The organism is Chromobacterium alticapitis, assembly GCF_002924365.1.
Classification (GTDB): Bacteria; Pseudomonadota; Gammaproteobacteria; order Burkholderiales; family Chromobacteriaceae; genus Chromobacterium; species Chromobacterium alticapitis.
The window spans coordinates 13796-29213 of record NZ_PQWB01000012.1 but is presented as its reverse complement, the minus strand read 5'-3'; the positions used below and the strand labels follow the sequence as shown (position 1 = coordinate 29213).

16 protein-coding genes are annotated in these 15418 nt (G+C 66.1%); 8 read left to right on the top strand and 8 right to left on the bottom strand.

The window, feature by feature from the left end:
• The 6 genes from fliJ to fliE all read right to left on the bottom strand — a co-directional run.
• Positions 1-386, bottom strand: a 386-nt coding sequence (fliJ, locus tag C2I19_RS03215; RefSeq protein WP_103901375.1) for a flagellar export protein FliJ, incomplete at its 3' end; no start/stop codon positions are given.
• Positions 383-1696, bottom strand: coding sequence for a flagellar protein export ATPase FliI (fliI, locus tag C2I19_RS03210; protein ID WP_103901283.1), 1314 nt, complete (start codon positions 1694-1696; stop codon positions 383-385). The genes fliJ and fliI, both read right to left, overlap by 4 nt.
• A 3-nt stretch (positions 1697-1699) precedes the next feature.
• Positions 1700-2371, bottom strand: coding sequence for a flagellar assembly protein FliH (fliH, locus tag C2I19_RS03205; protein WP_103901282.1), 672 nt, complete (start codon positions 2369-2371; stop codon positions 1700-1702).
• The gene (locus C2I19_RS03200; RefSeq protein ID WP_103901281.1) at positions 2368-3426 is read right to left on the bottom strand and encodes a flagellar motor switch protein FliG; all 1059 of its coding nucleotides are present in this window, start codon (positions 3424-3426) and stop codon (positions 2368-2370) included. Before C2I19_RS03200 ends, fliH begins: the two co-directional genes overlap by 4 nt.
• Complete coding sequence (fliF, locus tag C2I19_RS03195) at positions 3410-5080, bottom strand: flagellar basal-body MS-ring/collar protein FliF (RefSeq protein WP_233201090.1); 1671 nt, start codon at positions 5078-5080, stop codon at positions 3410-3412. Before fliF ends, C2I19_RS03200 begins: the two co-directional genes overlap by 17 nt.
• A gap of 10 nt (positions 5081-5090) precedes the next feature.
• On the bottom strand, positions 5091-5429 hold the full coding sequence (gene fliE, locus C2I19_RS03190) for a flagellar hook-basal body complex protein FliE (protein WP_103901279.1): 339 nt from the start codon (positions 5427-5429) through the stop codon (positions 5091-5093).
• Positions 5430-5661: 232 nt separating this feature from the next.
• On the opposite strand from fliE, the gene C2I19_RS03185 reads away from it, so the two are divergent.
• The 8 genes from C2I19_RS03185 (at position 5662) to C2I19_RS03150 (ending at position 12976) form a co-directional block, all read left to right on the top strand.
• Positions 5662-6492, top strand: coding sequence for a FliM/FliN family flagellar motor switch protein (locus tag C2I19_RS03185; protein WP_103901278.1), 831 nt, complete (start codon positions 5662-5664; stop codon positions 6490-6492).
• 17 nt (positions 6493-6509) lie between these two features.
• Positions 6510-6848, top strand: a complete 339-nt coding sequence (fliN, locus tag C2I19_RS03180) for a flagellar motor switch protein FliN (RefSeq protein WP_103901277.1) — start codon at positions 6510-6512, stop codon at positions 6846-6848.
• Entirely contained in the window at positions 6848-7594 is a 747-nt protein-coding gene (fliP, locus tag C2I19_RS03175; protein ID WP_103901276.1) for a flagellar type III secretion system pore protein FliP, read from the top strand. Before fliN ends, fliP begins: the two co-directional genes overlap by 1 nt.
• Before the next feature lie 13 nt (positions 7595-7607).
• On the top strand, positions 7608-7880 hold the full coding sequence (fliQ, locus tag C2I19_RS03170; protein WP_011136551.1) for a flagellar biosynthesis protein FliQ: 273 nt from the start codon (positions 7608-7610) through the stop codon (positions 7878-7880).
• Between the two features lie 2 nt (positions 7881-7882).
• The gene (fliR, locus tag C2I19_RS03165; protein WP_103901275.1) at positions 7883-8662 is read left to right on the top strand and encodes a flagellar biosynthetic protein FliR; all 780 of its coding nucleotides are present in this window, start codon (positions 7883-7885) and stop codon (positions 8660-8662) included.
• Positions 8655-9794, top strand: coding sequence for a flagellar type III secretion system protein FlhB (gene flhB, locus C2I19_RS03160; protein WP_103901274.1), 1140 nt, complete (start codon positions 8655-8657; stop codon positions 9792-9794). The genes fliR and flhB overlap by 8 nt, the downstream gene beginning before the upstream one ends.
• The gene (locus C2I19_RS03155; RefSeq protein WP_103901273.1) at positions 9791-11881 is read left to right on the top strand and encodes a flagellar biosynthesis protein FlhA; all 2091 of its coding nucleotides are present in this window, start codon (positions 9791-9793) and stop codon (positions 11879-11881) included. Before flhB ends, C2I19_RS03155 begins: the two co-directional genes overlap by 4 nt.
• 228 nt (positions 11882-12109) lie before the next feature.
• Positions 12110-12976 carry a response regulator gene (locus C2I19_RS03150; protein ID WP_146056737.1) on the top strand — a complete coding sequence of 289 codons (867 nt, stop codon included), beginning with the start codon at positions 12110-12112 and terminating at the stop codon, positions 12974-12976.
• A 64-nt stretch (positions 12977-13040) separates the two neighbouring features.
• Here the strand turns inward: C2I19_RS03150 and C2I19_RS03145 are convergent, their stop codons facing one another.
• Entirely contained in the window at positions 13041-14774 is a 1734-nt protein-coding gene (locus tag C2I19_RS03145) for an ATP-binding response regulator (protein ID WP_103901271.1), read from the bottom strand.
• Positions 14771-15265: a putative pterin-binding protein gene (locus C2I19_RS03140; RefSeq protein WP_146056736.1), complete on the bottom strand. Its 495-nt coding sequence runs from the start codon at positions 15263-15265 to the stop codon at positions 14771-14773. The genes C2I19_RS03145 and C2I19_RS03140 overlap by 4 nt, the downstream gene beginning before the upstream one ends.
• Positions 15266-15418 lie beyond the last annotated feature (153 nt).

The window sequence follows — 15418 nt, the reverse complement described above, 5'->3', positions numbered from 1 at the left end:
CGTTTCTGCTCGGCGCGGCGGCGCTCGGCCTGCCAGTCCAGCACCGCCTCGTCGCGCAATTGCCGCGCCTGCTCCTCGCGCCGGCGCGCCGCTTCCAGTCGGCCGCGGCTGATTTCGGCATCCGCCTCCGCCAGCCGCAAGTCCTGCCGTTGCGATTGCATCAAGCCGTTCAGATGGCTCTTGTAGCCGGCGCAATTGAGCGCGAGCGCCGGATGGCCTGCCGACGCGCTCGCGCCGCTGGCCGCGCTGAGCTGCTCCAGCCGCTCGATATTGCGGCGGTAGCGCTCCTGCAGGCGGCGCTTGGCGGCCAGTTCGGTTTCCAGCTTTTCGCCGTCGCGGCGGCGCAGCGTCAGCAGCAAATCGAATTGGCGTATCGCTTGGCTCATGCGCGGGCAAGCTCCTGCAGTTGTCGGCAGGTCTCGGAAAACGGCGCGGCCTCGCCCGCCGCCTGGCGCAGCAGCGCCTCCATGGCCGGCTGCAGGCGCAAGGCGCGATCGGTGGAGGGGTCCGCGCCAGGCACGTAGGCGCCCAGCGGCAACAGGGCCCGCACTTCCTGATAGCGGCTCCAGAGCGCCCGCGCGTCGCGCGCGGCGGCGGCGTGCTCTTCGTCTATCAGCTGGCTCATGCAACGGCTGACCGAGCGGGAAATGTCTATGGCGGGATAGTGGCCGCGCTCGGCCAGCTCGCGGCTCAATACGATGTGGCCGTCCAGAATGGCGCGGGCGGTATCCACCACCGGGTCTTGCTGGTCGTCTCCCTCGGCCAGCACGGTGTAGATGGCGCTCATGCTGCCCTCGCCGCCTTCGCCATTGCCGGCGCTTTCGGCCAGGCTGGGCAGCAGGCCAAACACGGACGGCGGATAGCCGCGCGTGGCTGGCGGCTCGCCCAGGGCCAGCGCCACTTCGCGCTGCGCCATCGCGTATCGGGTCAGGGAATCCACCAGCAGCAGCACGTTGCGGCCGCGGTCGCGGTAATGGGCGGCGATGGTGTGGCACAGCTCAGTGGCCTTCAGCCGCATCAGCGGCGACTCGTCGGCCGGCGCCACCACCAGCACCGCCTTGGCCAGGCCTTGCGGCCCCAGCGCGTGCTCGACGAACTCGCGCACCTCGCGGCCCCGCTCGCCTATCAGGCCCACGACGACGACGTCGGCCTCGGTATGGCGGGTAATCATGCCCAGGAGCACACTCTTGCCGACGCCGGAGCCGGCGAACAAGCCTACGCGCTGGCCGCGGCCTATGGTCAGCAAGCCGTTCAGCGCGCGCACGCCCACATCCAGCGGCGTGTCCACCGGCTTCTTCTTCAGCGGATTGATTTGCGGCGGATGGGCGGCCAGCGGCGTGTCGCCGCTCAGGCGGCCCTTGTCGTCCAGCGGCTCGCCCAAACCGTTGACGATGCGGCCCAGCCAGCTATCGCCTATGGTCAAGCCGCTACTGTCAGGTGCCGGCAATACGCGCGCGCCGGTGGACAATCCCACCGGTTTCTTGAACGGCATCAGAAAGGACACCTCGCGGCGGAAGCCCACCACTTGAGCCTGCAGCCAGCCGCCGCCTGCGGTTTCCACCAGGCAGCGCTGGCCGGTGCTCAACGGGCAGCCCACGCTTTCCAGCAGCAGCCCGCTGACGCCCACCAGCTTGCCGCTGACGGTGGCGACCGGCGCATCCGGCACCGAGAGCTGGCTAAGCGCCTGGCGCAGCATCGCTTAAGCCTCTTCCGCCTGCAGCTGATCGCGCAGACTGACCACGCAATGCTCCAGCCTCTGCTTGCAGCCGGCATCGGCCTCGAACTCGGCGCCGCGCACGCGGCATTCTCCGGCCTCCAGCGCGGAATCCGCGCTCAGCTTCCACTGCGCGGCGCGCTCCGGCGCCAGTTCGCGGATGCGCTGGCACTCTTCCGGATTGAGCAGCACTTCCACCTCGCCCAGGCCGTGCGGGCTTTGCGGCAAGGCCGCCAGCGTTTCCTCCACCAGGTCCAGTATCTGCACCGGCTTCAGCGCCAGCTCGCAGCGGATCACCTGCCGCGCCACCTTGGCCACCAGCTCCACCACTTCGTCGCGCTGGGCGGCCTGGTAATCGCGGCACAATTTGTTCAGTTGCTCGATGGCCGCCGCCAGCGGCGCGCCGAGGGTTTCCAGCCCCGCCAGCGTCTCGGCGCGCGCGGCGGCCGCCCCTTCGGCGCGGCCATGCTCCAGGCCCGCCTGGTAGCCCGCGTCGCGGCCGGCGGCCTCGCCGCTGTCATAGCCCTCGCGATAGCCGGCATCCATGCCCTGGCGGAAGCCATCCGCGGCGGAAGCTTGCACTTCGGCCGCGGCTTCGGGTTCCAGCGGCGCGCCTTCGATCAGCGGCGGAAAACGAAAGGGTCGCCAGGGCTTCACTCGACGACTTCCTCTGGGAACAGCTGCAGGTCGACCTCGCCGGCATCGGCCAGCTGGCGCACCTGGGCCATGATTTCGCGGCGGGACTCTTCGACCCGGCTCTTGGGCACCGGGCCGGAACGGCGCATCATGCCCTCGAAGTTCTGCGCCTGGCGGCGCGGCATGGTCTGGATGATGGCGTCGCGCACCGCGGGCTCGGCGCCCTTCAGCGCGATGGCCCATTGCTCCAGCGGCACATCCTCGCAAATGCGGGTCAGCGCTTCTTCGGTCTGGCGCGACAGGATGAAGAAGTCGTACATCCTCGCTTCTATCTCGTCCACGATATCCTCGTCATGCGCGCGCAGCAGTTCCATCATCCGGCTGCGGTCGCCCGGCAGCCGGTTGAGAATGTCGGCGGTCTGCTGCATGCCTTCCACCGCCGTGCTCTGGGTGTGCAGGCTTTCCAGGCAGCGGTCCACCAATTCCTCCAGCTCGTGCAGCAGCTCGCGGTCCACGTCTTTCAGCCTGGCCACATTGACCAGCACGCTGTCGCGGTCTGCCGCCGGCAGCGCCTCCACCACCTGGCCGGCCAGCGCCGGCGGCAGGAAGGCCAGGAACACCGCCTGCATGCGCACATGCTCCACGGCGATGCGGTCGGCCAGCCATTGCGGCGACACCCATTGCAGCCGCGCCATCTTGGGGCGGATGGCGTCGCCGTAGATGGTGTCCAGCACGCTGCCGGCGATGTCGCCGCCCAGGGCCAGCTCCAACGAGCGCTTGAGGAAGCTGCGGCTGGCGCCGTGCACGCCGCTCTGCTCCCGGTATTCGTCGAAAAAGCGCTGCATGGTCGACTTCACGGCGTCCACCTTGATGCCGCTCATGCTGGACATGGCCTGCGTCACCTGCAGCAGCTCCTCGCGGCTCAGGCAGCGCAGCACCGCCGCCGCCGGCTCCTCGCCCATGCACAGCAGCAGCACGGCCGCCTGCTCGATGGCGCTCATCTGGCCGTTGCCGGCCGGCGCCGCCGGGGGGATATAGGCCGGCGCGTCCGGCGCCGGATTATTGTTTTCGTCCATTATTCTGCACCCATTGCTTGACCACCTCAGCGACGCGCTCCGGCTCCTTGGCCGCGAGCCCCTTCAGGTGCTCCACCATCACGTCCACCGGCGAACCGGCGGGCGGCAGGTCATAGTTTTCCAACAGCGGCACCACCGGGCTGTCGCCGGGTGCAGCCGCAGCCAGCCCGGGCTGGCGCGGGCTGGCCGACTCGCGCGGCCGCGCCAGCAGCGGATCGTCCGGCGTCACGTCCATCTCGTCCGGCGCGTAGTCGCTCAGCTTGCGCTCGGCCAACTGGCGGGCGATCTTCAACAACGGACGCGCCAGCAGCAGATAAGCCAGCAGCAAGGCCACGGCATAGCCCAGCCAGCGCGCGCCCTCGTACCAGGCATCCGGCTGCTGCCAGACAGGCGCTTCCTGCGGCGGCGCGGAAAAATGCAGCGTGGACACCACCAGCACGTCGCCGCGCGCGGCGTTGATGCCCAGGCCGTTGCGCAGCAGCTTGTCGATATTGGCCAGATCAGCCGGCTGCCAGCCTTTGCCGCCAGGCGCGGCGGCCTGGTTCAGCGCCACGGCCACGCTGAGGCGGCGCAGCGTGCCGCGCGCCTTCTTGATATTGGTGATGTTGCGGTCGTAGGCGTACTGGCGCGTGACGGCGTTCTTGCTGTTGCCGGCTTTCTCGCCCGCGCCGCCGGAGGCGTCGGTATTGACCGGGCGATTGCTCAAGGAGCCCGGCACGCCCAGCGCGGCGCGTTCGGTGCTGGTTTCCTCGCGCGAGGCCTCGTTGGTGACCTTGGGCGACTCGCCGTATTTCTCGCGGGTTTCCTCCACGCGGTCGTTGTCCACGTCGGCGGTGACGCTGAGCTTGAAATTGTCGGCGCCCAGAGCCGGCGCCAGCAGGTCGCGCGCATTCTGCAGCGCCTCCTGGCGGAAGCGCTTGGCCGCCTCGTTGTCATTGGCCGCCAGGCTGCCGTCGCCCAGGTCTATGCGCCCGGACAGCAATTGCCCGGCCTGATCGACCAGCGTGACTTGCGACGGCTCCAGCGACGACACGCTGCCGGCCACCAGCTTGACCACGGCGGCGATCTGCTCGTTGCTCAACTGCTGGCCCGGCTTCAAGGTGACTACCACCGAGGCCGAGCCCTTCTCGCCGCCCACCGTGACGAAGGACGTGCTGCGCGGCAAAGACAGATGCACGCGCGCGCTTTTCACCGGGTCCAGCGCCATGATGCTCTGCGCCAGCTCGCCTTCCAGGCCGCGGCGGAAACGCACGTCCTGCACGAACTGGCTGACGCCCAGCGGATCGTTCTTGTCCAACAGCTCCAGCCCGGCCGGCAGCTGCGCCACCACGCCCTTGGCCGCCAGCTGCATGCGGGCGCGGGCGAGATCCGCGTCCGGCACCAGCACCTGGCCGGTTTCCGGGTGGATGCGGTAGGGAATCTTGTCGGCGTCCAGCGCCGCCATCATGTCGGCGCTGCTGACTTTTTCCTGCGCGCCGAACAAGGGCTTGTAGCTGGCGTCGTCTCGCCACAGCCACAAGGTGGCCACCACGCTGAGGCCTATCGCCAACAGCACGATGGGCAGCAGAGTACGCCAGGCGTTTTCCGGCAGCAGGCGCCGGCCTGCCATTCTTTGCTGTACGACGGCCAGGCCGCTGCGCAATTGCTTAACCACTTGCCGCCCCTTACAACTGCATCTTGATCAGCTCGTCCACCGCGCCGACCACTTTGTTACGGACCTGCATCAGCATGGAGAAGGACAGATTGGCCTCCTGGCTCATCAGCATGGCGCCCACCAGATCGTCGCTCTGCCCGCTGTCCACCTCGGTCATTTTTTCCGAGGCCTGACGGTTCTGCTGATCGACATCGCGAACGGCAGCCATCATCGCCTGGCCGAAGCCCTGGCCGGCCGGCGCCTCATCCTGCGCCGGCCGCGGCGCGGCCGCGCCCTGGCCCAGCGCGCCCAGCTCTCCCAACAACTGGGTACGGTCGGCGTGGATCATCAAACCGAGATTGGCTGCCATTTCCCATCCTTAATCAAACATTCGTATCGAATCCCACCCGCGCGCCGATTGTCAGGCAAGCTTTCAGGCAAGCTGGCGGATTTTAAACTCAACGATTTATTCGGTTGGCGGTATTTTTCACAATGGCAACCGTGAATTTTCCCCCTTTACCGCCGCCGGCCAGCCAGTAAGATGCACACTCCCAGCAATAGCCGGGGGTTGTCCGCAGCCTCCTCATAAACCACACACCGTCATGCCCAAAGCCAAAATCGTTGCGCCGGAAGAAGGCGCCCGCCTGCAGGCCTTGGATCTGCGCACTCTGGGTCGGCCTACCCACTTGCTGCCGCTGTTCGCCCGCGCGCTGCAACAGGAGCTGGGCGACTTCTTCGAGCGCGAACTGAACCGGCGCTACCACGCCGGCTTTCGCCTGCTCCCGCTGACGCAGCATTTGCCGGCGGCCGACGATAGGCGCTGGCAATGGCACGCGCTGAACGAATGGCAGCTGGGCAGCCATTTCGACCGAGGCCTGCTGCTGGGCATACTCGATTACCGCTTCGGCGCCGGCTCGGCCTCCGCCGAGGCGCCGGCCGAAACCGAGACTGAGCGCCGCCTGGCTCGCACCCTGGCCGAGCGGCTGCTGCCCCGGTTCGCCGGCGTGGTCCACCACCTCGCCGGCCACCCTGCGCCGGAGCCGTCCATCCGCCCGCAAAGCTTCGCCCCGCAAGCGGCCTGGCAGCTGGAAGTGGAAGTGGCCGACGGCGACAAACCCCTGGGCGCCTTGCGGCTGCGCCTGGACCACGCCGCCTTCGACGCCCTGCTGCAAAGCCTGAGCAGCCAACGGCCGCGCTTGCCCGGCGCCGCGCGCGAGCGCTTCGACGAACAACTGCGGCTGCGGCTGAACGCCTGCCTGCTGCGCCATGAGCTGCCTCTGGGCGAGATTCTCGACCTGAAGCCCGGCAGCGTGCTGGCAATCTCCCTGCCGCCGCGCGCCGAAGTCTGCGTGCGCGGCGCGCCGCTATTCCACGCCCGCGTGGCGGAACGCCAGGGCAAGCTGTGCCTGGCCGGCTTCGCCGACGCCGAATGAGCACCAAAGGAAATTCGATGGATACCAATCAAGATTTCGACCTGGACGGCATTTTCGACGGACTGGATGCGGAAACGCCGCCCGCCGCCGCGCCGGCAGCCCGCGACATGACGTCCTTTCTGCGCAAGATTCCGGTCAAGCTCACCCTGGAAGTGGGCGGCGCGGACATCTCGCTGGCCGACCTGTGCCGCATCGGTCCCGGCTCGGTCATCGAGCTGGACAAGATCGCCGGCGAGCCGCTGGACATCAAAGTGAACGGCACGACCATAGGCCGCGCCGAAGTCGTCGTGTCCGGCGACAACTACGGCCTGCGCGTGGTGGAGTTGAACGACCTGCAACTGGACAGCCTGGCCTGATGAAGCGCGTCCTCACCCTGCCGCCGCTGGCCGTCGCCGGCCTGCTCTGCGCCGCGCCCGCCTGGGCCGAGCCGCTGAAGCTGCTGTCCGGCAGCGCCGGCGGCATGCCGGTCGATTTCACGATCAAGACCCAGATCCTGATCCTGATGACGGCGCTGGGCCTGCTGCCCATTCTGGCGCTGATGATGACCAGCTTCACCCGCTTCGTCATCGTGCTGTCCCTGCTTCGGCAGGCGCTCGGCCTGCAGCAAGGCCTGCCCAACCGCCTGATCACCGGCGTGGCGCTGATCCTGACCCTGCTGGTCATGCGTCCGGTGGGCCTGCAGGTGTGGAACGAGGCCATGGTGCCCTTCGATCAGGACAAGATCACCATGCAGCAGGCGCTGGAAATCGCCGCCAAGCCCATCAGCCGCTTCATGCTAGCCCAGACCAGCAAGACCGCGCTGGCCCAGATGGCCAAGCTGTCCGGCGAAGCCGAAACGGCCAAGCCCGAAGACCACGCGTTCACCGTCAAGCTGGCGGCCTTTGTGCTGTCCGAGCTGAAAACCGCGTTCCAGATCGGCTGCATGTTGTTCATTCCGTTTCTGGTGATAGACCTGGTGGTGTCCAGCGTGCTGATGGCGATGGGCATGATGATGCTGTCGCCGCTGGTGATTTCGCTGCCGCTGAAACTGCTCTTGTTCGTGCTGGTGGACGGCTGGTCGCTGACCGTCAACACCCTGGTCACGTCCATCCAGGCTTATTGAGGATGCAAAGCCCATGCTGACGCCCGATATCGCGGTCGACATCGTCAACGACAGCCTGCGCGTGGTGGTGACGCTGGTGGTGCTCCTAGTGCTGCCCAGCCTGATCGTCGGCGTGGTGGTCAGCCTGATCCAAGCCGCCACCCAGATCAACGAACAGACGCTGTCCTTCCTGCCTCGATTACTGATCGTACTGCTGACCATCGCGCTGGCCGGCCACTGGATCACCGGCTACCTGATGGACTTCTGCGTCGCCATGTTCCAGCGCGCCGCGAGCCAGGTGGGCTAGCGATGCAGGGCCTGTACGCCCAGTGGCTGAACCTGCTTCCCGCGGTATGGTGGCCGTTCTGCCGTCTGCTGGCGGCGTTCAGCGTCGCGCCCTTCATCGGCGACGCCATGGTGCCGCTGCCGGCGCGCATCGGCCTGGCGCTGGCCTTGGCCGTCGCCTGCATTCCGGCCATGCCTGGCCACTCCCCCATTGATCCATTCACCCTGCACGGCGTAGCCGCCAGCGTGGAACAAGTCATCATCGGCCTCTTGTTCGGCCTGGCCTTCCAGCTGACGATGTCCATCCTGTCCTTGCTGGGCTTTCTGCTGTCCTCGCAAATGGGCCTGTCCATGGCGGTGATGAACGATCCCGGCAACGGCAACAGCTCAGACGTGGTGTCCAGCCTGCTCTACCTGCTCGCCGCCTTGCTGTTCTTTTCCATGGATGGCCATTTGGTGCTGGTGCAGGTGGTGTACGCCAGTTTCCGCGCCTGGCCGCTGGGCGGCGGCATTCCGCAAGCCTCGCTGACGGCGCTGGCCGGCAGCGTGGGCTGGGTGATGTCGGCCGCCATGGTGCTGGCGCTGCCGGTGGTATTCGCCACCTTCGTGGTGCAGGCCGGCTTCGGCATGATCAACCGCGTGGCGCCGGCATTGAACCTGTTTTCACTGGGCTTCCCGGTGGTGGCGCTGTTCGGCCTCGGCACGCTGACCCTGCTGATGCGCGTGCTGCCGCCGCAATACCTGAGCCTGAGCGAGCAGACCCTGCGCCTCTTGAACCAGTTGCTGGAGATGGGCCATGGCTGAGGCGCATTCCGGCGACAAGACGGAAAAAGCCACCCCGCAGCGGCTGCGCAAAGCGCGCGAGCAGGGCCAAGTGCCGCGCTCGCGCGATCTGGCCGCCGCGCTGGGGCTGATCCTGGCCCTGAAGCTGGTTTTCTGGCTGGCGCCTGACTGGCTGGGCGATTTCCGCCGCCTGTTCGCGCTGGCCTTCGCCTCGCTTTCCGGCCAAGGCGCCTTGGAAAACAGCTGGTCCAAACTATTCGCCGGCACCCTGCTGCTCTTGCTGAAAATGCTGGCGCCGCTGGCCATCATCCCGCTGACCATGCTGCTGATCAGCCTGTTTCCCGGCGGCTGGGTGTTCGCGCTGTCCCAGATCGGCCCCAAATTCGAGCGCATGAACCCGCTGGCCCACCTGTCTCGGCTGGCTTCGCCCAAGCACGCCAGCGAGATCGGCAAGTCCATCGCCAAGGCGCTGATTCTGGGCTGGCTGCTGTACCGCGTGGCCAGCGGCGCGCTGGAAGGCTTCTTCGCGCTGTCCGGCATGCCCCTGCTGCCCGCGCTGGCCGGCGCGGCGGACCTCTTGCTGTCCTGCCTGCTCAAGCTGGCTGCCGTCTTTCTGCTGTTCGCGCTGGCCGACCTGCCGCTGCAGGTCTTCCTGTTCCTGAAGCAGCAGCGCATGAGCAAGCAGGAAATAAAAGAAGAGCACAAGAACACCGAGGGCCGGCCCGAGGTGCGCCAGCGCATCCGCCAGTTGCAGCGCCAGTTGGCGCAGCGCGGCGTGCGCAAGGCGCTGCCCAAGGCGGATGTCGTCATCGTCAATCCCAGCCACTACGCGGTGGCGCTCAAATACGACGAAGACCGCGCCGAAGCGCCCTTCATCATCGCCAAGGGCGTGGACGAGATGGCGCTGTACATCCGCCAGCTGGCCGACGAACTGAAATTGACGGTGCTGCCGCTGCCGCCGCTGGCGCGCGCGGTGTACCACACCACCCAGGTCAACCAGCAAATCCCCGCGCCGCTGTACCGCGCGGTGGCGCAGGTGCTGACCTATGTCCTGCAATTGAAAGCATTCCAGGCGGGCAGCCGCCGCAGCCGGCCCATCCTGCCGGATCTAGCGGTCCCGCGCGAACTATCCGACCCCGACCCCGCAACATGAACTCGCTGACCAAACTGCTGGCCGACATCGGCCGCCACAAGCTCGCCGCCCCGCTGTTCCTCTTGGCCATCCTGGCCATGGTGATGCTGCCCTTGCCGCCCTTGGCGCTGGACATGCTGTTCACCTTCAACATCGTGCTGGCCATCATCGTGATCCTGGTCAGCGTGTCGGCGCGGCGGCCGCTGGACTTCTCGGTGTTCCCCACCATCATCCTGGCCACCACGCTGATGCGGCTGTCGCTGAACGTGGCCTCCACCCGGGTGGTGCTGCTGCATGGCCATGAGGGCACGCATGCCGCCGGCCGGGTGATCGAGGCCTTCGGCAATGTGGTGATAGGGGGCAACTTCGTGGTCGGCATGGTGGTGTTCGTCATCCTGATGATCATCAATTTCATGGTGGTGACCAAGGGCGCGGAGCGGATTTCCGAAGTATCGGCCCGCTTCACGCTGGACGCGCTGCCGGGCAAGCAGATGGCCATCGACGCCGACCTCAACGCCGGCCTAATCAACCAGGAACAGGCGCAGCAACGCCGCCGCGACATCGCCACCGAGGCGGACTTTTATGGCGCGATGGACGGCGCGTCCAAATTCGTGCGCGGCGACGCCATCGCCGGCATCCTGATCCTGATCATCAACCTGTTCGGCGGCGTGGCCATCGGCGCGCTGATGCACAATCTATCCATGGGCGACGCCTTCCGCCAGTACGCGCTGATGACCATAGGCGACGGTCTGGTGGCGCAGATTCCGGCGCTGCTCTTGTCCTCCGCCGCCGCCATCATCGTCACACGCATCAATGACGAGGCCGACATGCCGCAGCAGGTGCGCAGCCAGATGCTAGCCTCGCCCACCGTGCTGATGAGCGCGGCCGGCATGATGCTGGCGCTGGCCATCATTCCGGGCATGCCGTGGCCCACCTTCCTCGGCTTCGCCGTCCTGCTCGGCTATGTGGCCTGGCGCATGCACGCGCGGCGACCGCCGGCCTCCGCCGCGCTGAACCAGAGCGTCGTCAAGGCGGCCATGCAGGGCGAGGCCGAGATCGAGCTGGAATGGAGCACCCTCCCCTATTCCGAAACCCTGGGCATCACGCTGGGCTATCGCCTGGTGTCGCTGCTGGATGCCGGCCAAGGCGCGCCGCTGACCAAGCGCGTCAAGGGCGTGCGGCAAGGGCTGTCCGAGCAGATGGGCGTGCTGCTGCCCGGCGTCAGCCTGCGCGACGACCTCAGGCTCAAACCGTCGCAGTACGCCATCCAGATTTCCGGCGGCACCGTGGCCGAGGCCGAGGTCTACGCCGACAGGCTGATGGCCATTCCCTCGCCCGAGGTCTACGGCGAAGTGGACGGCATCCCCGGCATAGACCCGGCCTACGGCATGCCGGTCACCTGGATCGCCCAGGCGGATAAAAGCAAGGCGCTGGGCCTGGGCTACCAGGTGGTGGACTGCGCCAGCGTGATGGCCACGCATTTGAACAAGGTGATGCGCGAAAACCTGGCCGAGCTGTTCCGCCACGACGACGTGACCGCGCTGGGCGAGCGGCTGGCCGCACTGGCGCCCAAGCTCGCCGCGGCGCTGAACCAGGCGCTGACGCCGGTGCAGCTGCTGCGCGCCTACCGCCAGCTGCTTCAGGACCATGTGTCGCTGAAAGACATCGTGCCCATCGCCACCGCGCTCTTGGAAGCCAGCGACACCACCAAGGACCCCATCATGCTGGCCGCCGAGGCGCGCTGCGCGCTGAAGCGCCAGATCGTTCAGGCCATCGCCGGCCCGCGCGACGAAATCCGCGCCTTCAATCTATCGGCCGAGCTGGAAAACCTGCTGCTGGGCGCGCTGTCCCAAGCGCAGCAAACCGGCAAGCCGCAGCTGGACAGCTTCCCGGTGGACCCTAACGTGTTGCAGCAGCTGCAAGCCAATATGCCGGTGGCGCGCGATCAGATGAAACAGCAGGGCCAGCCTCCCGTGCTGCTGGTGATGCCACAGATCCGGCCCTTGCTGGCCCGCTACGGCCGCCTGTTCGCGCCCGGTCTCCATGTGCTGTCCTACAACGAAGTGCCGGAAACGCGCCAAGTCAGCCTGATCGGAACGTTAGGTTGACCTCGTTGCAAGAAATGCGGCCATCCGTCCAAGATGGCCGCATTTCTTGCGCATAAACTAGACTTACCCATGCTCCTATCATTCCAAAGTGCTTTTTCGCATGTTGTGAAAACGCAAATGCATGAGTCGCAAAATAAGAAAATTTTGCCATTTAATGCACATTACAGCGACATGTCAAAACATGAGTGTTAGCATCTCCGTCATTGCCATTACGTGGACGCATCCGCCATGACCGACGCCAAATCCGCCAACCAGACCATCTGCGACAACATCCGCGCCCAACTGGAGCAGTTCAACTGGCCGGAAGCGCAACAAGCCGGTCTGGTCGAGCAAATCCTGGGCCTGAGCACCTCTCAGGCCTACCGCAAGCTGAACGGCAGCAGCCCGTGGCAACTGGCGCAAGTAGAGAAACTGGCCCAGTACCTCAATGTGTCCGCGTCAACGCTGCTGGTCAGGCGAGAGCCGCAGGACAGCCCCTCCCTGCCGCGCGAGCAGGACCTGATCCCAGCCATCCTGCACCTGAACAATCAAAGCGGCGAGGCGCATTGCTGGATCCAGCTCGGCGAGCCGCTGGCCGACGACTCCTGCGCCCCCCTGCTGATGGCCAAGCGCCTGCACGACTGTTGGCACGTTTTCCCCGGCACTCAGTTCGACGGCGAGGACGGGCACGAAGTCACCTACCTGACGGTGCGCCCGCCCAAGCGCGCCAACAGCAAGCGCCTGCTGGTGGCGGTGCTGGACGACAAGGATGCCGACCTGTTGTCCGCCATTCTGGTGCAGCAGGGCCTGTTCGCCCTGCCTTACTACGAATCGCAAGCGCTGCTGCAAGCGCTGTCGCATGAAGAGTTCGACGCCTTCGTGCTGGACTGGGTGCTGGGCGAGCCGGGCAGCTGCATGGAAGTCATCGAGACCATCCGCCGCCAGTCGCCCAATGTGCCCATCATCGTGCTGACCGGCTATGCGCTGGAGCATGAGAGCGAATTATCCAAGGCGCTGCAGACCAATGGCGTCTACTACATAGGCAAGCCGGCGCCCGGCTCCATCCTGGCGCTGCAGATCAAGAACATGGTCACCAACGCGCTGGAACAGGCTTAAATCCCTCTCCATAAAAAAAACAGGCTCCCTTTCGGAGCCTGTTTTTTTTATGGAGCCGCGCAAACTACATCGGCAGCGCCGCCAGCGCCGCTCGCAATTGCTGGCCATCGAATGGCTTGCCCAGTCGGGCGGAAAACCAGTTTGCCCGCGCGTCGGCGAACTCCGCGGGCGTGGCGCTCATCGCCAGCATCAGCGGCCTTTGCGGCTGCTTGCGCGCCAGCTCCGCCAGCGCGTAGCCGCTGTCCTGGCCCAGTTGCATGTCCAGCAGCAGAATGTCGAAGCGCTGCTGCAGCAGACAATCCGCCGCCTGGGTCAGCGTGGAGGCGCAGCGCACCTGAAAGCCATCCTGGAGCAGCCATTCGGCTACCGAACTGCGAATCTGGGCGTCGTCGTCCACCAGCAACAGGCTGCGCCCCCCGCGGCCGCCCAGCACTTCGCGCAGGGGCAGCCGCACCGTGAACGCGGAACCCTTGCCCACCATGCTGTCCATCTCGATATGGCCGCCGAACAGCCTCACCAGCTCCTTGACGATGGACAGGCCCAGGCCGCTGCTGCCGGGACGGCGGTTCCGCCCCTGGCTGAATGGCTGGAAAATGCGCTGCCGGTCTTCCTCGGCGATGCCGATGCCAGTGTCGCTGACCTCCAGCCATAGTTCCAGCTGCTCATCGTGGCGCATGCCGCGCGCCTTGATCCTCACCTCGCCCTGGTCGGTATAGCGGATGGCGTTGGACACCAGATTGCCGACGATCTGACGCAGGCGGATCTCGTCCATCATCACCATGTCCGGCAGGCTCTCGGTCTCGCACGCCAGCTCCAGCCCCTTCGCGTCGGCCAATGGCTGCATCACATCCATCACCGTGCGCAGCACGCCGGTCAGGCTCATCCGTCCCGGATTCAGCCTCAGTTGCATATTCTTGATGGCCGACACGTCCATGATGTCGTGCACCTGGCTGGTCAGTTGCGCCATGCCGGCCTTCATCCGCTTCAGCGCGAGCTGCGCGGCCGGCTCCGGCAATACCGCCGGCTCGACCAGCTCCATGCACATCTGCATGGATTGCAGCGGCGAGCGTATTTCATGCCCCAACGCGCCCAGGAAGGTGGTGCGGTCCAGCTCCAAGGCCACGGTCGCCTGATGAGCCTCTCTCTCCTGGTCCAGCAGGGACTGGCGGGCTTCCGACAGCGTCTTGACCTCGTGGTAGCGCATCAGCATCAGCAAGATGCCGCAGATGCCGCCGCACAACACCAGCTGCAGAGCCAGCATCTGCGAACGCTGGCTGGCCAGCGCGCGCGTGCGCGCCATGCGCGCGGCCACCTCGGCCTCTCGACTCTGCACGGCGAAGTTGGCCAGCACCGGACGCAGCGCGTCTATGCGCACCACCATATTGCGCGCCGTTTGCGACGTTAGGCTGCGCCAGGCCGGATCCTTCAACAAGGGGCTGAGCGCGCTGGTCAGCGCATCGAAGCCGGCCACGCCGCGCAGTTGCCTATGCGCCAGCACGGTGTCCGGCGCTTCGAATATCTGATAACGGCTCAGCAAGAGCTGGAATTGCTGCCGCACCGCCGGCAACGCCTGCGGCTCGGCGGCATAAGCGATCAGCTCCGCCCGGGTCTTCTCCAGTTCGATGTGCAGCTGCGCGACATTCCAGTAAAGCTGTTCGCTCTTGCCGCTTTCGATCAGCGTCTGGCTGGAATGGTCCATGCGGTAGAAATTCCACGCCGCCGCCAGCAGCAACAGCAGCAGCGGCAGCGCCAGCCACCACGGCGTCTGCAGGTATTTTTTCCACTTGGTCGGCGTCACATCACCTCCAGCGCTTCAACCTGCCACACCAGCTTGGCGTCAAGCGACGGCCCCTTGTCGGCATCCGGTATATCGGGCAGCGGATACATCAGCCACAAAGGGCCATAATGGGCGACGTCGAAGGGTTTGTTGTCTATGCGGCGCGCCAGCACCACGTCGCGGCTGTTCAGCTCGGCGACGGAGATGTCGTAGCGGTAATAGTTGATCGCCAGCACGCGCACCGAACCGCCCTTGGCTTCCACCTTGGCCAGAATGTCGCGCACCAGCGGGCCGCTGAAGGTCACCGTCGGCGTCCAACTGGTGGAGGTACGGAAGCTGATTTGGCGCAGCTTGCCCAGATCGCTGTCGCGAAACTGGTAAACGCCGCGCTTGGCATCGGTGAAACGGCCGATCTTGCCCGATACCGTCAATATCACCGGATCGGCATAAGCCAGAGCGCAAGCGCTCAGAAACAGGCCCAAGCCCATCCACCAGGCCTTTCGCATAGCCATCCTCATCGTCCAACAACACAAAAAACCGATTATATTCGCCCTGCGGGCAATACAACCAGTTTTGCGCGGCAATTCTACGATGCAGGCGGCGTGGCAGAGGCGGCCACGGCTGCGCCCACCCGGCTAAAACGGCGAAAACCGCGGCAAAAGCCG